Origin of the sequence: Azospirillum oleiclasticum, assembly GCF_013423485.1 — a bacterium.
GTDB classification, from domain to species: Bacteria; Pseudomonadota; Alphaproteobacteria; order Azospirillales; family Azospirillaceae; genus Azospirillum; species Azospirillum oleiclasticum.
The window spans coordinates 34286-58189 of record NZ_JABFFR010000020.1 but is presented as its reverse complement, the minus strand read 5'-3'; the positions used below and the strand labels follow the sequence as shown (position 1 = coordinate 58189).

The following is a 23904-nucleotide window of genomic DNA, read 5'->3' as shown; positions in this document are numbered from 1 at the left end:
GGCCGCGGGCGCGGTATCACACCTTGCTCACCGGGATGTTGCGCTTGGATGGTTTGCTCGGCTCGCTCTTGGGCAGGGTGATGGTGAGCACCCCGTTCTTCATGCCAGCGGCGATGCGCTCGCGGTCCACGTTGGCCGGCAACCGGAAGGTCCGCGCGCAGACCCCGTAACGCCGTTCGGAGAGGTAGCGGTTCTTGTCCTTCTCCTCGCTCTCCTCCCGCTTCTCCGCGCGAATGGACAGGACATCGTCCTGCACACCGACCTCGACGTTCGTCTCGTCGAGTCCGGGCACATCCAGAACCACGCGGTACTCGCCCTCGGTCTCCTCGACGTCGGCCGGCGGAATGATGGCACCGGCATCGCCGCCAAGGCGAAGCATCGGTTCCAGGTCGAACGGCTGCCGCCGGCTCCAGGGCAGACGGAACAAAGTCGACGCTTCGTCGAACAACCGGTCGAACTCGTCGCGCAGCGTCAGGAATGGGTGGCGGCTGCGTTCGGCCAACTCCGTCGCGGCCGCACCGGTGCTCGAAACCTGCTGCTTCGGCCTTTCGGCAAGATTCGTGTCAGCCATGGCTGTTCCTCCATGCGTGTAGGGTTCCACTGCGAAGGCGCGGGACCTCTTCAACCACGTTGCCGAGGTGCGGACGTTAACGTGGATCAATGCCGGAGCCGTTTCCACGGTGCACGCTGCCGGTGATGGGGCGGCACACCCCTGAGCTTCGGGAGGATGCCATGATCAAGCACGTTCTGGTGCCCGTCGATGGGTCGCCGCTGGACGACCCTGCGCTTTCCGTCGCGTTCAGTCTCGCCCGTCCCTTCGGAGCGCATGTGGAAGCGTTGCACGCCCGATGGGATCCGCGGCAGAGTGCTCCGCTGGCAGGTTCGGGCCTGACCGCGGACATGATCGCCGGCATATTGGAGGAGTCCGACCGCATGCTGCGCGAAGCGGCGGAGAACGCCCGCAGCGCCTTCCACCGGTTGGCGTCCCAGGCCGGCGCGGAGCAGGTGGAGCGGTCGCGAGGCGGAGAGGTGATCACCGCCTGGTGGAGGGAATTGACGGGCCGGCCGGACCGGATTTTGGTGCAGGAGGGCCGCTATGCCGACCTGATTGTCCTGTGCCAGGCACCGACGAACCCGTCCCGTGTCTCGTTCGTCGAGACTGGTCTGTTCGAGACCGGGCGACCGCTGGTCCTGGCCGCTCCGAACGCCGTGGCGGACGGATTGCGGTTGGTCGCCGTTGCCTGGAACGGCAGCCCCAGCTCCGTACGGGCGGTGGGCGCCGCGTTGCCCCTCTTGCGCATCGCCACGACGGTAACGGTGCTGACGGTATCCGAGGATGGTGTTGGCCGGTCCACGATGCCGGGTGAAGCCGCCCGCCTCGCCGAGCACCTGTCGTGGCACGGCATCGACGCGCTCGTCCGGCCGATCGAACGCCAGGGCCGTTCGGTGGGCGAAGCCCTGGCGGATGGGGCGGCGGAACTGGGCGCCGGGCTCCTGGTGATGGGCGGCTATGGCCACACCCGAATCCGCGAGATGATCCTCGGCGGTGTCACCCGCTATATGACGAACAACGCGCCCGGCTGTTCCGTCTTCATGGTCCACTGAGCCGATCCGCTTGGGCTTTGCGCTTGCGCGAGAGCGGGCGAACCGACGGCCGCACCATGGGTGGCGGACCTCGGAACTTCTACCTCGGCCAAACGGTGGGGAGAAGGCGTCTTTGACAGGGCACTTAACAACTAAAAGTAAATTACAACCCTCCCGGGCACGGGGTGTTCGCGCAACGGCTATGGTCGGTTGGTAGCCGACGGGCGTGTGTTGCTGGCGGCACCCCATTGCAGGCATCGATCCATTCACGCTTCTCACGCCAACCAAAGGCGGCGCTTTAACCTGGGTTAACCGCACTCCCGTGGAACCGTTGTCTAATGGTGTCGGCTTTGTGTGGAGGTCACCATGACGGCATCCGCTTCATCTCCGCGACCTCTGACCTACGACGATATCATTGCTACGGTCGGACGTATCGACGCTGCCAGTGTCGTCGCCATTCTGGACGCGGGAGCCAATCCGGAGGAGTTGGCCGAGGCCTTCGCGTGGTACAGCCTGAGCGACGATGTCGTGTCGGAAGTCCGCCGCTCGCTGAGCGGCCGGGCCGAGCGTGTCTACCGCATTCTCATCGGCGACGATGAGTTCCCGGACGAACGCTAGCGCGGCACACAGGAGGCAAGGCACATGCCGCGACAAAGCGGATGGTGCATCGCGTGGCCGGCCCGATGGATGGTCGGCGGTGTGGCCGTGCTGTCGTTGGTGGCCGCTTGCACCCTGGGTAGCGCCGGCAACACGTCGCGGGACGGAATGCCCACGCTCGCCCCCATGCTGGAACGGGTTCTTCCAGGGGTGGTCAGCATCGCAGCGAGCGGGCCGCTCTCGGCGGAGGAGATGGCCCTGGTGCGCGACCCCGAGTTCCGCCGCATGTTCGGCCTTCCCAAGCGCGTGCGGCCGGAGGAGCGGAACTTCCTCAATCAGGGTTCCGGCATCGTCATCGATGCATCCGGCGGCGTCATTCTCACCACCCACCACCTTGTCGACGGGGCCGACGTGATCAAGGTCCAACTGGCTGACACCCGACGTCTTGCCGCCCTGCTGGTCGGTGCCGACGCGGCCAGTGACATCGCGGTGATCCGCGTCGAAGCGAGCGACCTCGTTGCGGTTCCGCTGGGTAACTCCGACGAGCTGCGTGTGGGTGATTACGTCGTGGCCATCGGGAACCCGTTCGGTCTCGCCCAGACGGCGACGCTCGGGATCGTCAGCGGCCTTGGGGTGCGAGTTCCCGGAGAACCCGACACTGCCCTCATCCAGACCGACGCATCCATCAATCCGGGCAACTCCGGCGGAGCCTTGGTGAACCTCAAGGGCGAACTGGTCGGCATCAACGACAGCGTGATCGGGTCCGTCATCAGCAACAGCGGCATCGGCTTTGCCATCCCGATCACCCCGGCGACACGCGTCATCGACGGGTTCCTCCGCCACGATGCCGCCCAGTCCCACGAGGATTCACGATGATCCCTCCGTTCCGCGACCGGGCCGACGCCGGCCGGCGATTGGCCAAGCGCCTGATGGGTTACAAGACCGGCCTTCCGGTCGTGCTCGCCTTGCCACGCGGCGGCGTGGCCGTTGCGCATCCGGTGGCGGTCGCGCTCGGCGCGCCGCTCGATGTCGTGCTCGTGCGCAAGATTGGAACACCCCTCCAACCAGAGCTGGCCGCCGGAGCCGTCGCCGAGGGCGATCCACCGGAACTGGTGATCAACGACGAGATCGGTGGCGCCATTTCGCCGGCATGGTTCAAGGCGGAAGCCGACCGACAGATCAAGGAGATCGCGCGGCGGCGCGGGCGGTATCTCGGCACGCGCGCCCGCGCAGCCATTGCGGGGCGCACCGCCATCGTCATCGACGACGGTATTGCTACCGGCGCCACCATGCGGGCTGCCTTGCGCGCCGTACGGAAAGCCCAGCCGGCCCGGATGGTGCTGGCGGTGCCGGTGGCGCCGCCGGGGGTGATCGCGCGGCTTCGCGACGAGGTCGATGAGGTGATCTGCCTGACCATATCGGAACTCTTCGGAGCGGTCGGTCAGTACTACAAGAGCTTTCCCCAGCTTGACGATGCCGAGGTCGTCGCGCTGCTGGACGATGCCGCCTCCCGGTTCAGCCCGTGACCTTGCCAGGCTCCGACTGCCTTGAACCGATGGGGTGATGACGGCTGCCCGCTGGTGGACCCAAGCGGCCGATTCCGGTGACACTAGCCTGCGGTGGATGTGGCAATGGCCCGCTCCCTACCCTTGGCCACACCGTGCGCGGAAATGGAGAGTGCCGATGAGTGCCTGGACGCTGCGCGAAGGGTCGCCCTCGCCACTTGGTGCTTCTTATGTCCTGCAAGATGACGCCTACAACTTCGCCCTTTACTCCAAGCACGCCACGGCCGTCACTTTGTTGCTTTTCTCCGCACAGAACCCGATCGATCCGATCGTCACCCATCACTTTGATCCCCGTTCCAACAAGAGCGGGCGCGTCTGGCACTGCCGGCTGCCTGCGACTGTGGTCGACGGTGCCGCCTACTATGCCTATCGCGTTGAAGGACCAAGCGCCTTTCCGGACGGGCAGCGGTTCGATCCCGATAAGATTCTGCTTGATCCCTATGCCATGGCTGTTTTCTTTCCGCCCGGGTTCAGCCGCGAGGCGGCCCGCCATCCTGGGCCCAATCTCGGCCGCGCCCCGCTCGGCGTCCTCCGCGCCGCTGCGTCCGGCTTCGATTGGTCGGGTGACCATTCTCCACGGCACACCCATGGCACGATCATCTACGAGTTGCATGTCCGTGGCTTCACCCAGCGGGCGAACTCGGGTGTTTCCACCGAACGACGGGGCACCTTCGCAGGTCTGATCGATAAAATCCCGTATCTGCAGAAGCTCGGCGTCACGGTGGTCGAACTCATGCCGGTGTTCCAGTTCGATCCCCACGAGGGGAACTATTGGGGATACATGCCGCTTAATTTTTTCGCTCTCCACCACGGCTATGCGGCGCATAACGAGCCGGGAGGGCGGCTTGATGAGTTCCGGGCGTTGGTCAAGGCACTGCACGCAGCCGACATCGAGATCGTTCTCGACGTGGTCTACAACCATACCGTCGAGGGCGACGAGAGCGGTCCGACCTACAGCTTCCGTGGCGTGGACAACACCACCTACTACCTTCTGACCGACGACCGCGGTCATTACCGCAACGACAGCGGCACCGGCAACGTCCTGCACACAGCCAATCGCTACGTCGCCGGCATGGTCATGGACAGCCTGCACCATTGGGCCAACGGATTCCGGATCGACGGCTTCCGCTTCGATCTCGCTTCGCTGTTCACGCGGCGCGCCGACGGATCGATCGACCTCGATGATCCACCGGTCATCAGCGCCATCCACACGCACTCCGACCTGGCTCGCCTGCGCCTGATCGCCGAGGCATGGGATATGGCCAGCTATCAGCTTGGCCGCTCGTTTCCTGGAACCACCTGGCTGCAATGGAACGATGCCTTCCGCAACGACGTGCGATCCTTCGTTCGTGGCGATCAGGGATCGGTCAGCGGCCTGATGCGCCGTCTCGGTGGCAGTGACGACCTTTTCCCCGATACATCAGAGGACGCCTATCACGCGTACCAGAGCATCAACTTCGTGACATGCCACGACGGCTTCTGCCTGTACGATCTGGTCAGCTATGACCGGAAACACAACGAGGCGAATGGCGAAGACAACCGCGATGGCCGTGATGACAACCGCTCCTGGAACTGCGGATGGGAGGGGGACGACGGCGTGCCCGAGGCGGTTGCCCGGCTGCGTCAGCGTCAGGCGAAAAACCTGTTCTGCCTGCTGATGCTGGCCAACGGCACGCCGATGTTCATGGCAGGCGACGAGTTTCTGAATTCCCAACGCGGCAACAACAATCCCTACAACCAGGACAACGAGACGACCTGGCTCGACTGGGATCTTCTGCAAACCAACGCCAGCTTCCACAGATTTTGCACGGCAATGATCGCGTTCCGCAAAGCCCATCCTTCACTGGGCCGCAGCCGCAGCTGGCGCCAGGATGTCACGTGGCATGGGGCAATCGGTGCCCTCGACCTCTCGGCCGAAACGCGGACGCTCGCCTTTCTCCTGGACGGAAGCGCGGAAGCGGATGTGGATTTCTACGTGATGATCGATGCCGGGTCGGCGGAGGTGGAATTTCTCATCCAGGATCCGAAACCACGCCGCTGGCGCCGGGTGATCGACACGGCTCGGGACAGCCCCGAGGACATCCTGTCCCTCGACGATGCAGTCCCCATTGGGGAGCAGGGTCATTCCGTAAAGGCTCGATCCGAGGTCGTGCTCGCTGACTGTTAAGGCGTTGACGCGGGCCTTTCCTCTTCTGGCCGTGGTCGTCATACGGCGGACTTCCCTGTGCCGTGCCGAGAAACGGCCCGGAACCTGCCCGGATTTCGGTTCGATGGACGATGCACGGGCTCCGTACTGTCACTGTTCCCCAGAGCCAGCGCTTGTTCGAGCCCGTCTCCATCAGTGCTGAAAGACGCGATTTCATTGTTTACATACTGTTGTGCGCCGAACCGGCCATCAGGGGGCGGCGGGATCGCTTTCCTGGCTGGCGGTAGCTTGCCCCAGGAAGTCGCGCAGGATGGTCTGCAGGTCAGCCAGGGACGCTTGCATCCGGTCGGGGTCTTCCGACCGACAGGCGAGGCACACGGCGCGAGCGGCCGCAACGATGCCGGTGTAGCCGAACATTCCCGCAGTACCGACCAGTTGGTGGGAGACGTCGTAAAGCTCCGTCGGGTCTTTGGCACCTCGCGAGAGAACATCCAGGGCGTCATTGACCCTTTCGATGAACATCTTCAACATAGCGGTGGCCTGCTCGGCACCGACCGACGCAGCGATGCTTCCCGGCCGGGGCCACAGCGATGCGGCATCCGGTCGGCATTCGCCGGGTGGCCCGCTTCGCATGGTTCCGGAATCGCTTGAGCACCGCAGCAGGCTGGCGACGGCTTGCAGAAGTTCTTCCGTCTCGAACGGCTTGGCGAAGTGTCCGTTCAACCCGGCCGCCAGACAGTTCGCCACGTCCTCATGGAACGCATCGGCGGAGAGGGCCAGGATCGGAATCCGCCCGCGCTCGCCCGGCATGGCGCGGATGGCGCGGGTGGCGGCAAGGCCGTCCATGCCCGGCAGATGGATGTCCATCAGCACGATGGCAAACGGTTCCCGCTCCACCGCCGCCACCGCCTCCTCGCCAGTCCCGGCGGTGCTCACGCCGTATCCGGCCTGCTCCAGGATCGTCCGGGTCAGCGCCTGGGTGATCGGGTTGTCCTCGACCACCAGGATCCGGGTGCCTGGCGGCGGGCACACATTCGCCTTCGGCGGCCGGCCAGGCAGCTCCGACGGGGCTTTTGCAACGGACAGAGGCACCGTGAAGCGGAAGGTGCTCCCATGTCCTTCTCTGCTGTCGAAGCCGATGGTCCCGCCCATCATCTCCACCAGCGCCTTGCAGACCGCCAAGCCCAACCCTGTACCGCCATGAGTCCGCGTCGTCGATGTGTCGGCCTGGCCGAAGCGCTTGAACAGCCGGTCGGAGCGGCTCGCCGGGATCCCGATTCCTGTGTCGCGGACGCTGACCTGCAAGTTCGCCCGCTCGCCGCCAGCCGGTCTCAGCGCGACCGAGAGGCACACCTCGCCACGTTCGGTGAATTTGACGGCGTTGTTCAGCAGGTTTCCGATCACCTGCTGCAACCGTGTCGGATCGCCATTCACCCGACCGATGGAATCCGGCGCGAATTCCGTCCGCAGAACGAGGCCCTTGGACTCCGCCATCGGCTTCACCAACGCCATGCAGCGATCGATCAGGCTTTCGATGTCGAACCCGATCGACTCCAGCGTGACATGGCCGCCTTCGATCTTGGAGTAATCCAGGATGTCGTTGATGATATTGAGCAGGATACGACCGCTGCTGACCTGGAGCTTCACCCATCCCATCTGCCGCGGGGTGAGGTCCGACTTCATCAGCAACTCGGAGAAACCGAGGATGCCAGTGAGCGGAGTGCGCAACTCGTGGCTGATTATTGCCATGAATGCCGACTTTTCATCGCTTTCCCGATGGGCCTGGGTCAGGCCGCTGGACAGGGTCTCCGTTCGCGCTTCCAGTCCACGGACCTTCAACCAGACGACCAGAGCCACCGCGGCGACGAGAACAAGAAGGATGAGCCCGCCATTGGCGATGAATCGCAGCCAGACCGGTCGGTAGGACTGCTCCGCGACGGAAACGGGAATGGCCATGGCCAGATGCCAGCCGGTCTCTCCCAGGGGGCTGGTTGCCAAGTACGAGGGGCGGCCATCCTTGGTGACAGACCTTTGGATACCAGTGCGCCCGATCCGGATCGTCTCCATGAGATCGGGGGTCGCCGGTGTGCCGATGAAGATTTCTCCCTGTTCGCTGCGTGCCGCGATCATGAGGGTGCGGTCGAGAAGGGCCGCAACCCACCCCTTGGCGGTGATGCTCGATCGCAGCAGGTCGACAAAGATCAGAGGGTCGCTCATCCCTGTCATGACGTAAGCGACTCCGCCGCCTTGGAAGACCGGAACCTGCAAGGGAATCTTCCCTGCGGTCAGGTTGCCGATCTCCGGCTTGCCGGATGACCAGACGGGTGACGGTTCACCCACGTCCGTACCCCCGGCTGCCGACGCGGTCGGCGGCCCGCTGAAGTCGAAGATTGTCCGCTCCCGATCATGCAACATGATGCCATGGATGGACGGGTGAAGCTGTTGGGCCAGTTCAGCCCGTGCCTGAAGCGTGTCCATAACGTCCGCGTCCGTCGTCTGAGCCATGGCCAAGCCGGTGAGAAAAGACGTCTCGCGCTGGATCAGTTGCTCAATAGAATTGACTGTATCTTCAAGTTCATCCTCGAGATGGGTTCCGAGGATTTCCTGGTGCAATTGTTCCACCGTGATCAACAGGAGTAGAGCATAGGCGGCCAATGGCAACAAAGCTGCAGAAATCCAACGCGAACGCATGGCGTCGGCTCCATTGTTTGGATAAAATTTCCTTATCAAAATGTATGTGTTTGAATCAATAGGCTGTTTGACGTATATAAACTAGAAATTTATCTTGGCCGTCTGGGCAGTGAAGACTTTACTGAAAGGATGCGACGAAGAGTCTCAGAACAACATTTTCTTGATATCCATTATATAAAATTAATCTAATATATTAATTCTGTGGAGAATGCCGTTTACGTGATGAATTTTCTGACTTATTGGATGAATCTCGTTGACCCAGGTTAAGCGGGTGCAATGAAATCGGGTTTGTGGGCGTCGGAAGGAATATGGCAGGCCTTCTTGATCCAGGCTCCCTGTCAGTGTTCATTGGGCACGGATCCCGCCTGGGCCGCCCAGGCCCAAGGGAGGACGGCCCCGACCGGACGAACGCGTCGCGCCGACCGCCATCCTGTTCGAGCCGCAAACCGGCAAGCGCATAGAGAACTGGCTTCCGGACGAGTTCCGCATTGATCCTCGGCCTTGCTGTGCGGAACAACGGGCGGTCGCTGCCGGCATTCCAGATTGCCGCCGCCTGCGGTGGCCCACGCAGGCAGTGGCGGCGTGCGCGTGGCTTGTGCTGGTCGTCGCGTCTTGGCTGACCAGTCTCCCGCCGCCTGGTCGCGGAAGCGCTGGCGGCGATACACACCAACATGATCGGCCCACGGTGATGGTCACGGCGACTGTACGGCAGGGCCGTCGATGCTGGACCGCATAATATTGCCCGGTCATGCCGGGGAGAACGTCTTGAAATTCGCCGTCTCCGGAAGTGACGGGGGGCTCATGCGTAACCCGTCGTAACGTTCACCTCGACCCATTTGTCCATTCACGTGATTACTGGAACTCTGCTACCGGAAGGCGACCTTGACGTCGAGGTTGTCGAGATCGAGAGGCAGGCCGACGACGTCAAAGGCGGGACCGAGCCTGTCGACAAGGGGATCGAGGTACGCTTCGCCGGAACGGCGGCATTTCGCCGCCGCCATGAGCCCTGCGTCGATCAGCGGCTCCGCCGGCCCGGTGGTCCCGACGACCACCCAGCCGACGAGCGACGTGCGGTCGGTGCGGACGACATCCACGGCCCGCCGGTACGGGACGAGGCCGCCGATTACCACGACGGGAAGCAGAAAGGCTGGGTCCATGAGGTCGCCGCGGCGGACCTCGACGCCTGCGACATGGGTCCGGGCGCCGCCAAGGCCGCGCAGGAAGGCGCGCATGTAGGAATCAATCAGAGCCACCGACTTGGGGCGCCAACCCGGCTTGACCTTGGTCCCCTGGGGTAGGCGGATCGGTTCACCCACCAACATGGGATCGTCCCACTCCGGAAGCAGCTCATGCATGGGGGGCCTCCCGCATTTCGACAACGCGCTCGACCTGGCGGCACAGAATGCGCAACGAGCGGTGTTGGGCGAGTGCCTCCCGCAGTGCCGCCATCTCCTCACCGTCCAGACGGTGCCAGCGGCGGTCGAGGCCGCGTGCCGCGGCGAGGTCGTCCAGGATCGAGGCGATCAACGGTTCGGCGTGGCTGGCATTCGGTTGCGGCACCCGCAAGACCCGCAGGCGGGAGCGCAACGGACCAGGCAGCGGCTCGATGCTGTTGGCGGTGCAGATCCAGCTCACCGCCGAGGCGTCGATCTCGCCGACCTACGGATCGAGCCAGCGGCGGCTCGTTTCCGGTTCCAGGAGGCCGAGCAGACCGTCCCAGAGACTTCCATTGTGGCGCGATGTCCCGACCTTCTCCAGTTCGTCCACAACAAGGCCGGGATTGGCCTTGCGATGGCGGAGGAACGCTTCCGCAACGACGCTGCCGTGCCCCGTCGACCACCCCTTGGCGGTTCCGAGGAGCCGCGCGTCGGCAGTCCCGCCGACCGGGGCGACGGTGTAGGGCAGGCCGAGGCGCTCGAAGACACGGCGCGCGAGCCGTGACTTGCCGGTACCCGCCTCGCCGACAAGGAGTGTGGGGCGGAGACGCAGCGCGCCATCGCGCGAGCAGCATCGAAAACGCCAATGAGAAAAGGATATTCGTCGCGCCACATCGGCCCGTCTCCGCGTCCAGAAAAGAATGCAGCGGGCGTGACGCCGTGTAATCTCGCGGATGGCCTCGTCGTCCATCACACCCCCGCTGAAGGCTTGGGCATCGCATCGGTGAATTCGCGACCGGATTGATGCTGGCCTGCCCCGGAGCAAGCCACGAGCCGTCGCAACTCGGTACGGACAAACTCGCCGATCAAAGAGAAACCGACTCTCTTGCTTTCCCCGAGCCCATACCAAGGCGAGGAGCAATCCACGGGAGGGAGGGCATCATGGGAGCGATCATCCAGGCGATCATCCGGGGCATGGCGGCGGCGGCCAAAGGCGCCCGGTTCGGCGCGCGCGGTCTGGCAGGCCGGACGCACGGTCATGGACGCATCGGGTCGCGTGGTCCAGGAGGTCGGACAGTGGATCATCCGTCCCTTCGGGGGTGGTGGTGGAGGCGACGGGTACGACGAATTGGCCGAGGCCGGGGCGGAAGCCGGACATGTCGCCGCCAACGTGCAGGAGGTGTTCCGGGAACTCAGGGCCGAGGAGAAGGGCCGGTTCGATCCCGATGCGGAACGGCACGAGCAGGACTGGCGGAAGGCGGCGCGGGCGTGCTACCGGCGAGCCTTGTACATCTGCGGCGATCTCCGGGCAGAGCCCCGGCTGCACACGCTGCCCCAGGGACTGCGTGACCGGGTGATGCCACTGCTGGCCGGAATGACAGAGGTCGAGGCGGCCGGGATCAAGGCTGGCGGGATGGATGCCGCCGCGGTCTACGGACGGGTGGATCGACGCCAGCGGCAGCAACGTTCCCGTCCCCTTCTCGCGGTGGACAACGCCTTGGAGCCGCGCGTCGGTGGACTGGCCCGGTGTGCGTGAGACATGTCCGATAGCGTGATGTTGGGGCGGCGACCAACCCGGTCGCCGCCCTCCCGTTTCTGATCGTGCCCGTCAATGGTTGCCGCGCGCCGTGACGAGCTCGCCCTCGAGATCGTCGATCTCGTCCCGCAGATCGTCCACCAAGCGCTCGAGCTGCGCGGCCCGGTGACGCTCGTCGCGCAACGCCACCAGCAGCGTCTCGATGACGGCGCCCTGATCCGCCAGGGCCCGGATCACCGCCGCGTCCGCTGTCCGGCGACTGGCCGCCGCAGCATTCGCGCGGGCACGGGCGGCGGACGCTTCCGCTGCGCTGAACGCGGCCAGGGCCAGGGTCTCGGCGAAGGCGACGGCATTCATCATGGTGGCTTCCTCCGTTGCTGCCGTGTATCGTGAACGATCATCATTCGGTTGTAGACGAATTTTGAGTGACTACGTCGACGTGCGGGCCTGCCGACTGCGCATGACGCGATTGGATGCCGGGGGAGTCAGAGTTCGTTTGGACTGGTCAGGTTCCAATGAGCCTCCAGCATGGCGGCGGTTCCGGTCTGTCCGTCACTCGGTACCGTGACGGTTTATCGATATCGCTCCGGCTTGGTCTCCCCCGTTACATCCTTGCTCTGAAACGAACTGGTGGATCTCGGAAACGAAGATGCAGACGTCGCGTGGCGCGCCTCATGGCCGCTCTGACGCGTGAACTCGCCGACCGTCCCGCAACGACTGTTCTCACGCACAGCTTGGCGCGACGGCTTCCCGTCCGCGATACTCGTGTGGCTCCAGCCATCTGGCACAACGCATGGACGCGTTCCGCGCGCCGGCCGGCTGCCGCGATTGACAGCCGAGGTTGACGTTTCGGAAACTCATTGGCGACTGCGTAAACGAATTACGGCGATCCGGAATCGATCCGATGACAGTTGGAAACAGGTTCACCGATGTCGGAAACGGACAATCGGAACTCATGTTCGGTCGTGGGCACGTTGCCCTGGATTGGGGAAGACTCGGTCTTGACCTGAATAGATGGAAGGGCGGCGACGTCGTCAGCTTTTATGTTCTATGAAGATAAATATCCACGTGGTATCGGATTATTTAATAAATGCAAAATAGAAAATATTGTCTAAAATTCTTCAATAATGATACTTATACTCTGTATAAGTATGGAAAACAACAAAAGCACCGTAAAATTTAACGACTTCGTAGTGTCAATCTGAGTTAAATTGATATATTGAGTTCGAAAATATTGGGGCATTATCAAATTTATCCCGTCATCTCCTTTTAATTCCTGTGACGCAGGACAAAAATAACCACAATGTATCGGGAGGAGGGTCGTCACAGGTCTTCCGCGAGCATGTTTTGACACGCTTCTATGGTTCCAGCACATAGTGGCCTGGTGCGGGGCACAGGGCCGGGTAACCCCGTTCCGGCGCACCAAGTATCGATGAGGCGGGCAACTCGTTGGTGGAGTGGCGGGCAAGCCAGTCCGCCCAGGCCGTCCACCACGAGCCCGGTTCCGCCGGTGTCGTTGCCAGCCATGTGTCGGGATCCACATAACGTGCGTCGGCATCACGCTCAGTTCGCCGGAAGATGCCGTCGGGTCGATTGCGCCCGGTGGCGATGCCGGCATTGTGCCCTCCACCGGTCAGCACGAAACTGACTGCCGTGTCGCTCAACAGGTGGATCTTGTAGACCGAACGCCAGGGGGCGACGTGGTCCCGTTCCGTCGCCACGGCGAAGATGGGAGTGCGGATGTCGGTCACCGCCACCGGCCGACCGTCCACGCGGTAGCGCCCTTCCGCCAGATCATTGTCGAGCAGGAGGTGGCGCATGTATTCGGAGTGCATCCGGTAGGGCAGCCGCGTGCCATCAGCGTTCCAGGCCATCAGGTCGTTCACCGGCGACCGCTCGCCCAGCAGATACTGGCGGACGATGCGGGACCAGATGAGATCGTTGGAGCGCAGCATCTGGAAGGCGCCGGCCATCTGGTCGATATCAAGATAGCCGGCATCCCACATGGCGTCCTCGAGATAGGCGACCTGACTCTCGTTGATGAACAGCATCAGCTCACCGGCCTCGGTGAAGTCGGTCTGTGCCGCCAGCAGGGTCACCGTCGCCAGCCGCTGGTCATCGTCGCGCGCCATGGCAGCGGCGGTGACCGCGAGCAGCGTGCCGCCCAGGCAATAGCCGCAGGCGTGCACCAGCCGACCCCCGCAGATCGCGGCGATGGCGTCCAGCGCCGCCATGGGTCCAAGCCTGCGGTAGTCGTCCAGCCCGACGTCGCGGAACTCCGTCCCCGGATTGCGCCAGGAAATGATGAAAACGGTGAAGCCGCTCTCGACCAGGAAGCGGACCAGCGAATTCTCCGGGGAAAGGTCGAGGATGTAGTATTTCATGATCCAGGCCGGCACGATCAGCACCGGCTCGGTATGCACGGTTCCGGTGGCCGGGGCGTATTGGATCAGCTCCATCAGTTCGTTGCGGAAGACGACCTGCCCCGCCGTCACGGCAACGTTGCGCCCGACCTGGAAAGCGTCGAGCCCGACCGGACGGCGTCCGGTCATCAACCGCATCGCGTCTTCCAGACAGTTGCGCGCCCCCTGGACGAAGTTCATGCCCGAGTTGGCATACGCGGCGCGGACGACCTCCGGATTGGTGAGGGGATGGTTGGAGGGCGCCAGCACGTCCAGCATCTGGCGGGTGACGAAGGGCACGATGCGCGCGTTCTCTCGGGCAATACCGGGAATGTCCGTGGTGGCGTTGTGCACCCATTGCTGCAGCAGCAGGAACGACTGGGCGTACAGGGAAAAGGGGAAGGCACGCCAGTCGGCGTCCACAAAGCGGCGGTCGGCCGGCAGTGGCGTGATGCACGGCGGGGCGTCCGGGTCCAGGCCGGAGGATGCCATGTGGACGAGAAGCCGCATCGACTTGCGCAGCGCCTTGTCGACCAGTTCGGCCTGCTTGCCCGGCGCATTGGCGAGGTGCACCGCCCAATCGGCGAAGGCCAGCATCGTGGCGGCCGGTGACACCGACAGTGTGAACCGGCTTTGCCAAGCATGCGCCAGGCGGTCGATGAGGTCACCGCGCACGGGCAGATAGGAGTAGCCGTAGACCGGGCTGCGTGCCCTCTCCGGGGCCGTACGGTCGGCTCGAGACACGGCCGGTGTCGACGGCGGGGCGGGAGGAACCGCTGTCGCGGTGATCGGCGATTGTTCAGGCAACGACAGAGCGTCCATGATCGTCGTCCTCCCGCGTCACCGGCTGGTTCTCCTGGTGCCGGACGTAGTGCGCCAACACCATTTTCAGGATTCCGGCCCGGCGTGTATCGCGTGCCGCCATGGCGGCGGTGATGTCGTCCTCGATCATGTGGCGGATGGTTCGCCGACCCTGGGGCGTCTGTTCAAGATAGGCGCCCAGCTCTGTGGCGACGATCTCGGGCAGGTGCTCGTGTGCGGCGATGGCGTCGATTTCCTCTTCCGTCAAACCGCTCAGTGCAATGCAGTCCTCGATGGTGATCAGCAGCATGGCGTGTCCTCCGTGCCGGGAGCCACCAGTGTCCCCGGCGTGGCAAGAGGCGCCTTAATCCAGGTTAGTGCCGCGGAGAATCATCCCGGTCACGCACGGATTTATGGCGGGGAGTCCGGAAGGCCGTGGATGTCGATGGCGACGCCGTACCACAGGATCGCCTCGGTTCCGTCGTCGTAGTGCGGCTCCGCCCGCTCGACGTGCCATCGATAGGTGCCGTCCGCCATGCGCAGCCGGTAACGGCCTTCGAACGGCACGTTCAGCAGGACGCTTTCGCGCCATCGCTCGCGGACCGGGGCGTGATCGTCCGGATGCAGGGCCGCTCCCCAGCGGCTGTCTCCATCCCGGACCGGATCCAGGCCGGTCAGGTTGTAGTAGCGCTGGTTGCGGTAGTCACAGCGACCGTCGGCACGATATACGAAAACCATGGCAGGGATGCGGTCGGCGTCGAACAGGGTTCGGTCGCTGGTTCCGGCACCGTCGCCGAAAAGAGGGGCGTTTGTCTTGTCATCGCCGGTCATGGCCTCGTCAACACTCCCTGGGCGGGCGGTTCGCGCCGGTTCATTGGTCTGACAACATTCGGCGCCTTGGAGACCAAATGTGCCAGTGCGTGCGAGACCGCTGCTCGGATAACATACGAGGCGAGTCGTGCAGAAGGTGGCTTTGACGGCACTTTGGGGTGCGCCATAGTTTCGCCCGCGTGGAACGATGCCGACAACATCGCAAGGGCGCACGAAGGACCCTGCATGAACTCCCCCTGCCTGACCTGCGATCTTCGCCGCAAACCGCTGTTCGAGCAACTCACGGATGATGAACTGACGGACATCATGCATTCGCGGTCGGGACAGGTCTCAATGCCGCCGAAGCAAGACATTGCGCCGTCGCCGCGCATCGGCGACGCTGTGTGCACCCTGATAGCCGGCTGGGCGTTCAAGTACCGCCGCCTGCCGAACGGCAGCCGGCAGATTCTCGACATCCTATTGCCAGGCGAGGCGATCGGCCTGGAAAAGGCACTGACCGGCATCATGGACCATCACGTGCAGTCGCTGACGCCGGTGACTGTTTGCGTGCTGGACAATGGCGCGGTGCAGGACCACCTGATCGGCCGTCCCACGCGATACCGGACGTTGATCCGCACGCTCTTCGCCAAGGAGCGACGTTATGAAAACCGCCTTGCTGCGATCGGCCGGCTGACGGCTCCGCAGCGCATTGGCTATCTGATGCTGGAGATCTTCGACCGTGTGCGCGATCTCGGCATCGGCAACGGGTCTTGGGTGCATTTTCCCTTGCAGCGGCAGCACATCGCGGATTCGCTGGGGCTTTCGGGTACCCATGTGAACCGGTCGTTGACGGAATTGAGGGATCGTGGGCTGGCCACGCTGGGCAGCAACATGCTGGTCATCCACAACCGTGACGCTCTGATTTCCTTCGCCTGCTACACCACGTCCGAGCCCACCGGGTGCCAGTTCATCCTGTGAGGCGCGCCACTGGCACATGTGTGCCGGCGTCAGCCGAATGGATGCTGCAAGTGCAAAAGGCCGGGTGAATCATCTGCTGCTCCCATGCTCTATTCAAGATCTCAGGTGCGGTCATCTCCGGTCAATGGGCCGCGCAGTATGCGGTCGAATAATTGCCGTCAGGTTCTGTGAAAACAGAGGATGTTTTAGGAGACACGCGTCATGAATTATCAGTTTTCGTGCTTCGGCACGCTTATGGATGGCGATGATGAAGGCCTCCAGCTCGAGCGCATTCTGATCATGGTGCGCGGCATGGAACAGATTTTGAAGGAGTTCAAAGCCGCCTTCACACTGGAGATCCGCGATGTGCGCACGAACACAATCGTGTTCCACTCGTTCCATTTCGTCGACCGGACCTGAACGGCCGTCAGCGGACAGCCGGAAGCCATGTCGCTGCACCCTGTCCAATGTTCAAAGACGCGGTTTAGGGATATCCATCAGAAATTGATCAACGTGCTGACCATTGTGACTCCGCAATGTCCGCGGCAACGTGCCGCTCTGTGCCAAGTCTATAAGACGGTTGATCCGATCAGTCTACGTTTCGGACCCTATGAGTCTATCTTTTGTTGATTGTGGGGATGTGGGCCAACTAAATCTTGTTATTATCGAGTTTAAGACAATTTTAATGTTCGGATCTTGAACAAGTATTTCGCATCTATTAAGAATCATATTACGAACCCAAAATTGAAATTTCGTGACAGAGGTCGTATACTTAGTTTGTTTGCAGATGAAGCGTCCCTTCCGAGGGGCGAGGAGATGGCGGATGTTGGACATTCGCAAATTGTTCGCGCTGTTCGTCCTGGCGGCGATGCCGATTTTCGCGTTTGAAATCCAAGGGAAAATTCGGCTTCGCGATGATCGCCGCCAGGAAATCGAGGCAGAAGCATCGCGCCTCCTGAATCTCATCGATATCGAGGCGCAGCGGACGTTCGACGGCATCCGGCAGATTCTTGCCACGCTGGTGCGAACAGACGTGCCGAATCTCGCACCGGAGCGTTGCCGGGATATCCTGAATCGGCTGAAGAAGGATTATTCCGAACATCTGGCGGTCGCCTTCGTGGACGATCATGGTGTGATGCGCTGCGCCAGCGCCCCGGCGTTGTTGGGCATGCAGGCCAACGCCTTTCCATCGCCCGGCGAGGCGACGGCGGCGGACAGTTTCGCGATCGGGGCTCTTGTCGTATCGCCGGCAACGGGACGGCCGGCCCTGACTTTTTCCCTGACCTTCCGTAATGCCGAAGGTACGCGTGTGGGCGAGGCTGTCGCCGTGCTCGACACCGCATGGCTGGAGCACCTGATCGCGCTGCTGCCCTGGCCTGACAACGCCGCCATCATGCTCACCGATCGCAATCGCGTGGTGCTTGCCCGTCTTCCGGAACGGCCGGGTGTGGTCGGGGCACCGGTCGCCACGTCCTGCCATCATCTGTTGGACGCCGAGGGCCCCGGTGTTGCGCGGATCGTCGGCATCGACGGCACCCCCCGCATTCTCGCCTATTCGCCCATCAAGTCCGGCACGAGTGGCACCTACACGGGCGTCGCCGTCGCTGTCGACGACGGGATGGACGGCGTGGACGACGCGGTAATGCGCTCGATGGTGGCCTTCTCCGTCATACTGCTGCTGTGCGCTGGCGGGGCGGCCTGCGCGGTGCGCAAGTACTGCCGCGTGCGCGAGCAGGCCAACGCGACACAGCGGAAGATGGCCGACGTACTGTCCACCATCACCGACGCGGTGGCGGAGGTGGATCGCGACTGGCGCATCACCTACGCCAACGCACGTGCGCTGGCGTTGGTGCCGGATGGCGTGGAGCTGGCCGGGACTCTCCTTTGGGGACACGTTCCGGAGGTGTCCGACACGGCCGTCCGGGAGCTCTGCCAGCGCGCGATGGACGAGCACAAGACCATCGAGTTCGAATTCTTCGGCCGGTGCACGGGGCAGTGGTACCTCGTCCGCGGGTTTCCGTCCCGGGAAGGGATGACGTTCTATCTGAAGGATGTGACCGAGCGGAAGGGCGCGGAGGCCGCGGTGCGGCATTCCGCCGAACAGCTCCGGCTGGCCGTGAGCGCCGCCGACGCCGGCACCTTCGACGTCGACCTGCGAACCGGGGAAGGAAGCGCGTCGCCCGACGCGTGCCTCATGCACGGACTCTCGCCCGCCGACGCCGGCTCCTTCGCTCGGGAATGGCAACGTCATCTGCATCCCGACGACCGCGACGCCGCGATGACGGAGCACGACCGCGTGATCGCCGAGGCCTGCGCCCATTTCATTCGGGAGTATCGGGTGGTGCACGGTGACGGTCGGACGCATTGGATTTCGACGCGGGGAAGCGTCCTTCGGCAAGTCGACGGATCACCGCAACGGGTGGTCGGCATCACCCTCGACGTGACGGGCCGTCGGCAACGGGAGGAAGCGTTGCAGGCCGCCATGAAGCGCGCCGAACAGGCGTCGCAGGCCAAGGCCCGTTTCATCGCCGTGGCCAGCCATGACCTGCGTCAGCCCCTTCAGTCGCTGTTCTTCTTCATGGAGGTGCTGCGCAGCCAGAACGTGGACGAGCGGACGGAGCGTTGCATGGCCGTGATCGAGAGCAACCTGACGACGCTCAGGGAACTGCTGGATGGTCTGCTCGATCTCTCCCGCCTGGATGCCGGCGGGGTCGAGGTCCATATCAATTCGTTCGCGCTCGACGGTCTCCTGACCGAAATCGCCACCGCATACACACCCGTGGTCCGGGGCAAGGGGCTCGAATTCCGGGCATTGCTGCACGGCGATGCGACAGTGCGCAGCGACCGGGTGCTGGTCGGGCGCATGGTGCGGAACCTGATTGAGAACGCCATCCGCTACACGTCCGAAGGGAACGTCACGCTGTCAAGTCACCAGATTCCGGCTGGCGTCGAGATCCGCGTCACTGACACCGGCATCGGCATTCCAGCCGATCAACTCGACCTCATTTTCGAGGAGTTCCATCAAGTGGACACCGCCGGGCGGCGGCGCGGGCAGGGGTTGGGGCTGGGATTGTCAATCGTTCAGCGACTGTCCGGGATGCTCGACCATCCCGTGTCCGTGTCGTCGGAGGTGGCGGTGGGGACCACGTTCACCATCCTCATTCCCTCAGTTGCGATGATCGGCGATCCCGCGCATCCGGTCGAAGACGACCGTCTGGTGGGCTGACCGCCTTGCCCCCGTTTCCGACAGCAAACTCATTCCAGGTTGGCGACGCGCTCGCCGACCGTGTGGTTTCGACCTGTTGGGTTGGCAGCGCTTTCATTCGGACGATGTCTGAATATTCCATTGCGCAGGCTTCATGCGCATTGCTGCTGAACCAACTACCGATAAACCCCCCTTCCTACAGCGATCCGCGCCATCAATCCAGATTTATGACACAGTAGAACTAGAAGCGCAGCCGCCGCAGCCGCAGCGCGTTGCCGATCACCGACACCGAGCTCAGCGCCATGGCGGCGGCGGCGATGACGGGGCTGAGCGTCCAGCCGAACAGCGGGTAGAAGACCCCCGCCGCGACCGGAACCCCCAACGCGTTGTAGACGAACGCGAGGAACAGGTTCTGCCGGATGTTCCGCATCGTCGCCCGGCTCAGCACCCGCGCCCGCGCGATGCCCGCGAGGTCGCCCTTCACCAGCGTCACCCCGGCGCTCTGGATCGCGACCTCCGTGCCGGTGCCCATGGCCACGCCGACGTCGGCCTCGGCGAGCGCCGGTGCATCGTTCACGCCGTCGCCCGCCATCGCCACCACCCGCCCTTCGGCCTTCAGGCGCCGGACGACCTGGTGCTTCTGGTCCGGCAGCACCTCGGCCTCGACCTCGTCGATGCCCAGGCGCCGCGCCACCGCCTCGGCCGTCGTCCGGTTGTCGCCGGTCAGCATCACGATGCGCACGCCGTCCGCCCGCAGCGTCGCCAGCGCCTGCGGCGTGCTCGCCTTGATCGGGTCGGCGACCGCGATGACGCCGCCCGGCCGGCCATCCACCGCGGCGTACAGCGCCGTCGCGCCCTCGCGCCGCAGCTCGTCGGCGCGTGCCTCCAGATCGCCCAGCGCAACACCCCGGTCGCGCATCATCACGGCGTTGCCCAGCGCCACCGCGCGCCCGCCGACCGTTCCGGCCACGCCCTTGCCGGTCACGGAGCCGAAATCGGCGACGTCCCGCAGCGGCAGGCCCCGCTCCCCGGCGGAGGCGACGATGGCGGCCGCCAGCGGATGCTCGCTCGACCGCTCCAGGCTCGCCGCCAACGACAGCAGCTCCGCCTCGTCGACGCCCGGTGCCGGAACCACGGCGGTCACCTTCGGCTTGCCCTCGGTCAGGGTGCCGGTCTTGTCGACGACCAGCGTGTCTACCTTCTCGAACCGCTCCAGGGACGCCGCGTCCTTGATCAGCACGCCCGCCGTGGCGCCCTTCCCCACCCCGACCATGATCGACATCGGCGTCGCCAGCCCCAGAGCACAGGGGCACGCGATGATGAGCACCGACACCGCCGCGATCAGCGCGTACGCGAAGGCGGGCTGCGGCCCCCACACCATCCAGCCGGCAAAGGCCAGGACGGCGACGACGATGACGGCCGGGACGAAGTAACCGGACACCACGTCGGCCATGCGCTGGATCGGCGCGCGGCTGCGCTGCGCCTCGGCGACCATGGTCACGATGCGCGACAGCATGGTGTCCGAGCCGACCTTGTCGGCGCGCATCACCAAGGCGCCGGTCTGGTTCACGGTTCCACCGATCACCGTCGCCCCCGGCTCCTTCCCGACCGGCATGCTTTCGCCGGTCACCATGGACTCGTCCACGGCGCTGCGGCCCTCCAGCACCTCGCCGTCCACCGGCACGCCCTCGCCGGGGCGGACCCGCAGCCGGTCGCCGACATGAATGACGTCGAGCGTCACCTCCTCGTCCTCGCCGTCGGGGCGGATGCGGCGCGCGGTGTTGGGAGCCAGGTTCAGCAGCGCCCGGATGGCGCCGCCGGTCTGCTCGCGGGCGCGCAGCTCGAGCACCTGCCCCAGCAGCACCAGCACGGTGATGATGGCGGCCGCTTCGTAATAGACCGCGACCAGCCCCTCGGCGTTCCGAAACCCGGCGGGGAAAATGCCGGGCAGGAATGTGGCGACCAAGCTGAACAGGTAGGCCACCCCGACGCCCAACGCGATCAGGCTGAACATGTTCAGCCTGCGGTTCGCGAACGACCTCCAGCCCCGCTCCAACAGCGGCCAGCCCGCCCACAGAACCACCGGCGTCGCCAGCAGGAACTGGAGCCACAGGGAAACCTGCGGCGGGATCAGCGCGTGGAGCCCCAGACCGGGAAGGTGGGCGCCGAGTTCGAGCAGGACGAGCGGCACCGTGAAGACCGTGCCAACCCGGAACCGGCGCGTCATGTCGACGAGTTCGGGGTTCGGACCTTCCCCGACGTTGGCGCCGACCGGCTCCAACGCCATGCCGCAGATGGGGCAGTTGCCCGGACCCTCCTGGCGGATCTCCGGGTGCATCGGGCAGGTGTGGATCACGCCCTTCCGCGGCGATGCCGGCACCGCCGTCTCGGGCGCGGCAGGCTCGGCCTCCGGCTTCAGGTACTGCTCGGGGGCCGCGACGAACCTGTCGTGACAGCGCGCCGAGCAGAAGTGGAAGGTCCGGCCGCCGTGCCCGGCGTGGTGGTCGGTCCGCCCGGGATCGACCATCATGCCGCACACCGGGTCCTTCACCTTGGCGTCGCCGGCGTTTCCGGCATGGTGGTCGTGCCCGCCGCGATGATGGTCGTGATGGTGCGCGTGGCTGCGGTGCTGGTCGCTCATGTCGGCTTCCTCCATTCGCATGCCCGGCGGCGGTCCGGCGCCCTTGGCGCCCCCGGTACGCGGCATGGCGGATCGTCCGGCCGGGCTCCACCGTCCAAGGACAGGAAGGCCGGGGCCCCCGTGAATGCCGCCGGCGCCCGCCTCTCACTTGCCGGCCCGCCCGCTCATCGCGGCGTGGCGACGGCGTGTCTCCTCGGCCCAGGTGCTCTTGATGAAGGCGAGCACCGCCCGGATCTCGGCGTCGCTCAGCACGTCGCCGAAGGCGGGCATGTCGCTCTCGTACCCGGCCGGGGCGAACGCGGCGATGCCCTGCTTCGTAATCCTGAACAGGTCGGCGTCCGGGTGGTGCCAGGTGTGTCCGGAGGCGTCGTGCGGCGGTGCCGGCAGGCGCCCGTCCGGTTTGCGGCTCCGCCAGTCCGGCTGGCCCTCGAGCTGCGCGCCGTGGCACGACGCGCACCGCTCGGCGTAGACCGCCTTGCCCCGGGCGACCTGCGCGGCGTCGTTCGGGTCGGCGCCCGCGCCCGAGCCGGCGGACATGACCACGGTCGCCACGACGACCGCCGCGCCCAGCGCCGACCCGACAGCGACCTTCAGCGTCATGGATGTCCGCATCCCGGTCCCGGCGTCACACGGTGTCCACGCCCCACGTCAGTGGCCGGCGTAGATCGTGTTGCCCTCCGGCGTGCCGAAGACGATGACGTCGTAGGGCTGGCCGGGCATGTCCATGCCGGGCGAGGACTGCGGCATGCCGGGTGCGCTCAGGCCCTTCGCCTTCGGACGTTTGGCGAGCAGCCGGCGGATGTCGCCGGCGGGCACGTGGCCCTCGACGACGTAGCCGTCCACGACCGCCGTGTGGCAGGACATCAGGGTGTCCGGCACGCCGTTGGCGGCCTTCACCGGGTCGACATCCTCGATGGTGTGGACCTTCAGGGTAAAGCCCGCGGCTTCCATGTGCTTCACCCAGCCACCGCAGCACCCGCAGGCCGGCGACTTCCAGACCTCGACCTCCTGGGCAGCGGCCGGGGTGCCGCCACCGGAGATGGTCACGCCACCCAGAACGGCCGCGCCGAGCAGGACCGCGCCGAACACCGCCGCCGGAACGCCGCCGCTTCGCTTCTTCGCCATGTCGATCTCCATTGAACCTGTTCGATGTGCGGCGGGAGCGCGGCACTGCCCGCTCCCGCCCTGCGCCCCGGATTCAGTGGCCCGTGCGGCCCATCTCGAACCGGGCCTGCACCGGCTTCCGACCCGGCATGGTCAGCGCGGTCACGACCTTCACGCTGTCGTGCGCGCCGCCGAGGTTCGCCCGCCCCTTCAGGGCGTTGCCGCCCGCCGGCTCCAGCACGACCTTCTGGGTCTGCCTGTCCGCCAGGATGGTGGCTTCGGCCTTGGCCCCGGTCACGTCCACCGGTTTGTCGGCGGCGTCCGTGACGTACAGCACGACATCGTTGCCTTTGAGGACGAGTTCGGTGTGGTACGGCCCGGCGTCGGTCCGCTGGCCGCCGTTCGCGCCGATCCTGGGGCCGTCGGCGAGGGCCACGGCCGGAACGGCGAACAGGACGGTGGCAAGGGCGAAAGTCGAGAACTTCATG

Annotated in this window: 23 protein-coding genes; 9 read left to right on the top strand and 14 right to left on the bottom strand. The window is 64.7% G+C overall.

The features are described 5' to 3' along the window. Positions 1 to 16: 16 nt before the first annotated feature. A complete protein-coding gene (locus tag HL658_RS20130) occupies positions 17 to 571 on the bottom strand; it encodes an Hsp20/alpha crystallin family protein (RefSeq protein WP_180283934.1) in 555 nt (184 codons plus the stop codon). A gap of 161 nt (positions 572 to 732) precedes the next feature. Between HL658_RS20130 and HL658_RS20125 the strand changes: the two genes are divergently transcribed. The 5 genes from HL658_RS20125 (at position 733) to HL658_RS20105 (ending at position 5913) form a co-directional block, all read left to right on the top strand. Then, complete coding sequence (locus tag HL658_RS20125; protein ID WP_180283935.1) at positions 733 to 1605, top strand: universal stress protein; 873 nt, start codon at positions 733 to 735, stop codon at positions 1603 to 1605. A 345-nt stretch (positions 1606 to 1950) separates the two neighbouring features. Continuing rightward, the gene (locus HL658_RS20120) at positions 1951 to 2202 is read left to right on the top strand and encodes a hypothetical protein (protein ID WP_180283936.1); all 252 of its coding nucleotides are present in this window, start codon (positions 1951 to 1953) and stop codon (positions 2200 to 2202) included. Between the two features lie 24 nt (positions 2203 to 2226). Beyond that, complete coding sequence (locus tag HL658_RS20115) at positions 2227 to 3057, top strand: trypsin-like peptidase domain-containing protein (protein WP_180283937.1); 831 nt, start codon at positions 2227 to 2229, stop codon at positions 3055 to 3057. Next, entirely contained in the window at positions 3054 to 3707 is a 654-nt protein-coding gene (locus tag HL658_RS20110; RefSeq protein WP_180283938.1) for a phosphoribosyltransferase, read from the top strand. Before HL658_RS20115 ends, HL658_RS20110 begins: the two co-directional genes overlap by 4 nt. Positions 3708 to 3864: 157 nt before the next feature. Beyond that, a complete protein-coding gene (locus tag HL658_RS20105) occupies positions 3865 to 5913 on the top strand; it encodes a glycogen debranching protein (RefSeq protein WP_246337736.1) in 2049 nt (682 codons plus the stop codon). A 228-nt stretch (positions 5914 to 6141) separates the two neighbouring features. Here HL658_RS20105 and HL658_RS20100 read toward each other — a convergent pair whose 3' ends face one another. The 5 genes from HL658_RS20100 to HL658_RS20080 all read right to left on the bottom strand — a co-directional run bounded on the left by HL658_RS20100 (position 6142) and on the right by HL658_RS20080 (position 11000). Then, entirely contained in the window at positions 6142 to 8583 is a 2442-nt protein-coding gene (locus HL658_RS20100; protein WP_180283939.1) for a hybrid sensor histidine kinase/response regulator, read from the bottom strand. A gap of 866 nt (positions 8584 to 9449) precedes the next feature. Beyond that, positions 9450 to 9938, bottom strand: a complete 489-nt coding sequence (locus HL658_RS20095; RefSeq protein WP_180283940.1) for a hypothetical protein — start codon at positions 9936 to 9938, stop codon at positions 9450 to 9452. Then, a complete protein-coding gene (locus HL658_RS20090; protein WP_180283941.1) occupies positions 9931 to 10218 on the bottom strand; it encodes a hypothetical protein in 288 nt (95 codons plus the stop codon). The genes HL658_RS20095 and HL658_RS20090 overlap by 8 nt, the downstream gene beginning before the upstream one ends. Positions 10219 to 10242: 24 nt before the next feature. Next, a complete protein-coding gene (locus HL658_RS20085; protein ID WP_180283942.1) occupies positions 10243 to 10710 on the bottom strand; it encodes an AAA family ATPase in 468 nt (155 codons plus the stop codon). Next, the gene (locus HL658_RS20080) at positions 10710 to 11000 is read right to left on the bottom strand and encodes a hypothetical protein (RefSeq protein ID WP_180283943.1); all 291 of its coding nucleotides are present in this window, start codon (positions 10998 to 11000) and stop codon (positions 10710 to 10712) included. Before HL658_RS20080 ends, HL658_RS20085 begins: the two co-directional genes overlap by 1 nt. On the opposite strand from HL658_RS20080, the gene HL658_RS20075 reads away from it, so the two are divergent. Beyond that, positions 10999 to 11496: a hypothetical protein gene (locus HL658_RS20075; RefSeq protein WP_180283944.1), complete on the top strand. Its 498-nt coding sequence runs from the start codon at positions 10999 to 11001 to the stop codon at positions 11494 to 11496. The two genes, HL658_RS20080 and HL658_RS20075, sit on opposite strands and share 2 nt — an antisense overlap. Before the next feature lie 72 nt (positions 11497 to 11568). On the opposite strand, the gene HL658_RS20070 is transcribed toward HL658_RS20075, so the two are convergent. From HL658_RS20070 to HL658_RS20055, 4 genes are all read right to left on the bottom strand, one after another. Continuing rightward, positions 11569 to 11856 (bottom strand): hypothetical protein, encoded by a 288-nt coding sequence (locus tag HL658_RS20070; RefSeq protein ID WP_180283945.1) that lies wholly within the window; start codon positions 11854 to 11856, stop codon positions 11569 to 11571. A 998-nt stretch (positions 11857 to 12854) separates the two neighbouring features. Further along, the gene (locus HL658_RS20065; protein ID WP_180283946.1) at positions 12855 to 14720 is read right to left on the bottom strand and encodes a PHA/PHB synthase family protein; all 1866 of its coding nucleotides are present in this window, start codon (positions 14718 to 14720) and stop codon (positions 12855 to 12857) included. Beyond that, positions 14698 to 15009, bottom strand: a complete 312-nt coding sequence (locus HL658_RS20060) for a hypothetical protein (RefSeq protein WP_180283906.1) — start codon at positions 15007 to 15009, stop codon at positions 14698 to 14700. Before HL658_RS20060 ends, HL658_RS20065 begins: the two co-directional genes overlap by 23 nt. A gap of 101 nt (positions 15010 to 15110) precedes the next feature. Next, on the bottom strand, positions 15111 to 15530 hold the full coding sequence (locus tag HL658_RS20055; RefSeq protein ID WP_180283947.1) for a PAS domain-containing protein: 420 nt from the start codon (positions 15528 to 15530) through the stop codon (positions 15111 to 15113). Positions 15531 to 15755: 225 nt separating this feature from the next. Here HL658_RS20055 and HL658_RS20050 point away from each other — a divergent pair, with 225 nt between their 5' ends. The 3 genes from HL658_RS20050 to HL658_RS20040 all read left to right on the top strand — a co-directional run bounded on the left by HL658_RS20050 (position 15756) and on the right by HL658_RS20040 (position 19692). Further along, positions 15756 to 16487 carry a Crp/Fnr family transcriptional regulator gene (locus tag HL658_RS20050; RefSeq protein ID WP_180283948.1) on the top strand — a complete coding sequence of 244 codons (732 nt, stop codon included), beginning with the start codon at positions 15756 to 15758 and terminating at the stop codon, positions 16485 to 16487. Between the two features lie 201 nt (positions 16488 to 16688). Beyond that, positions 16689 to 16886 (top strand): hypothetical protein, encoded by a 198-nt coding sequence (locus HL658_RS20045; protein WP_180283949.1) that lies wholly within the window; start codon positions 16689 to 16691, stop codon positions 16884 to 16886. A 403-nt stretch (positions 16887 to 17289) separates the two neighbouring features. Further along, positions 17290 to 19692: an ATP-binding protein gene (locus tag HL658_RS20040; protein WP_180283950.1), complete on the top strand. Its 2403-nt coding sequence runs from the start codon at positions 17290 to 17292 to the stop codon at positions 19690 to 19692. 220 nt (positions 19693 to 19912) lie between these two features. On the opposite strand, the gene HL658_RS20035 is transcribed toward HL658_RS20040, so the two are convergent. From HL658_RS20035 to HL658_RS20020, 4 genes are all read right to left on the bottom strand, one after another. Further along, the gene (locus HL658_RS20035) at positions 19913 to 22312 is read right to left on the bottom strand and encodes a heavy metal translocating P-type ATPase (RefSeq protein ID WP_180283951.1); all 2400 of its coding nucleotides are present in this window, start codon (positions 22310 to 22312) and stop codon (positions 19913 to 19915) included. A gap of 144 nt (positions 22313 to 22456) precedes the next feature. Continuing rightward, positions 22457 to 22912 (bottom strand): c-type cytochrome, encoded by a 456-nt coding sequence (locus HL658_RS20030; protein ID WP_180283952.1) that lies wholly within the window; start codon positions 22910 to 22912, stop codon positions 22457 to 22459. Positions 22913 to 22960: 48 nt separating this feature from the next. Next, positions 22961 to 23437 carry a DUF411 domain-containing protein gene (locus tag HL658_RS20025; protein ID WP_180283953.1) on the bottom strand — a complete coding sequence of 159 codons (477 nt, stop codon included), beginning with the start codon at positions 23435 to 23437 and terminating at the stop codon, positions 22961 to 22963. Between the two features lie 73 nt (positions 23438 to 23510). After that, on the bottom strand, positions 23511 to 23903 hold the full coding sequence (locus tag HL658_RS20020) for a hypothetical protein (RefSeq protein ID WP_180283954.1): 393 nt from the start codon (positions 23901 to 23903) through the stop codon (positions 23511 to 23513). Between the last annotated feature and the right edge of the window lies 1 nt (position 23904).

Coding starts and splice junctions, on each gene's coding strand:
- HL658_RS20080 (WP_180283943.1), bottom strand. CDS start 11,000: ATGACCGTGCGTCCGGCCTGCCAGACCGCGCGCGCCGAACCGGGCGCC.
- HL658_RS20130 (WP_180283934.1), bottom strand. CDS start 571: ATGGCTGACACGAATCTTGCCGAAAGGCCGAAGCAGCAGGTTTCGAGC.
- HL658_RS20050 (WP_180283948.1), top strand. CDS start 15,756: ATGAACTCCCCCTGCCTGACCTGCGATCTTCGCCGCAAACCGCTGTTC.
- HL658_RS20055 (WP_180283947.1), bottom strand. CDS start 15,530: ATGACCGGCGATGACAAGACAAACGCCCCTCTTTTCGGCGACGGTGCC.
- HL658_RS20065 (WP_180283946.1), bottom strand. CDS start 14,720: ATGGACGCTCTGTCGTTGCCTGAACAATCGCCGATCACCGCGACAGCG.
- HL658_RS20045 (WP_180283949.1), top strand. CDS start 16,689: ATGAATTATCAGTTTTCGTGCTTCGGCACGCTTATGGATGGCGATGAT.
- HL658_RS20075 (WP_180283944.1), top strand. CDS start 10,999: ATGGACGCATCGGGTCGCGTGGTCCAGGAGGTCGGACAGTGGATCATC.
- HL658_RS20120 (WP_180283936.1), top strand. CDS start 1,951: ATGACGGCATCCGCTTCATCTCCGCGACCTCTGACCTACGACGATATC.
- HL658_RS20085 (WP_180283942.1), bottom strand. CDS start 10,710: ATGGACGACGAGGCCATCCGCGAGATTACACGGCGTCACGCCCGCTGC.
- HL658_RS20105 (WP_246337736.1), top strand. CDS start 3,865: ATGAGTGCCTGGACGCTGCGCGAAGGGTCGCCCTCGCCACTTGGTGCT.
- HL658_RS20020 (WP_180283954.1), bottom strand. CDS start 23,903: ATGAAGTTCTCGACTTTCGCCCTTGCCACCGTCCTGTTCGCCGTTCCG.
- HL658_RS20100 (WP_180283939.1), bottom strand. CDS start 8,583: ATGCGTTCGCGTTGGATTTCTGCAGCTTTGTTGCCATTGGCCGCCTAT.
- HL658_RS20040 (WP_180283950.1), top strand. CDS start 17,290: ATGTTGGACATTCGCAAATTGTTCGCGCTGTTCGTCCTGGCGGCGATG.
- HL658_RS20030 (WP_180283952.1), bottom strand. CDS start 22,912: ATGACGCTGAAGGTCGCTGTCGGGTCGGCGCTGGGCGCGGCGGTCGTC.
- HL658_RS20060 (WP_180283906.1), bottom strand. CDS start 15,009: ATGCTGCTGATCACCATCGAGGACTGCATTGCACTGAGCGGTTTGACG.
- HL658_RS20125 (WP_180283935.1), top strand. CDS start 733: ATGATCAAGCACGTTCTGGTGCCCGTCGATGGGTCGCCGCTGGACGAC.
- HL658_RS20110 (WP_180283938.1), top strand. CDS start 3,054: ATGATCCCTCCGTTCCGCGACCGGGCCGACGCCGGCCGGCGATTGGCC.
- HL658_RS20035 (WP_180283951.1), bottom strand. CDS start 22,312: ATGAGCGACCAGCACCGCAGCCACGCGCACCATCACGACCATCATCGC.
- HL658_RS20025 (WP_180283953.1), bottom strand. CDS start 23,437: ATGGCGAAGAAGCGAAGCGGCGGCGTTCCGGCGGCGGTGTTCGGCGCG.
- HL658_RS20070 (WP_180283945.1), bottom strand. CDS start 11,856: ATGATGAATGCCGTCGCCTTCGCCGAGACCCTGGCCCTGGCCGCGTTC.
- HL658_RS20095 (WP_180283940.1), bottom strand. CDS start 9,938: ATGCATGAGCTGCTTCCGGAGTGGGACGATCCCATGTTGGTGGGTGAA.
- HL658_RS20115 (WP_180283937.1), top strand. CDS start 2,227: ATGCCGCGACAAAGCGGATGGTGCATCGCGTGGCCGGCCCGATGGATG.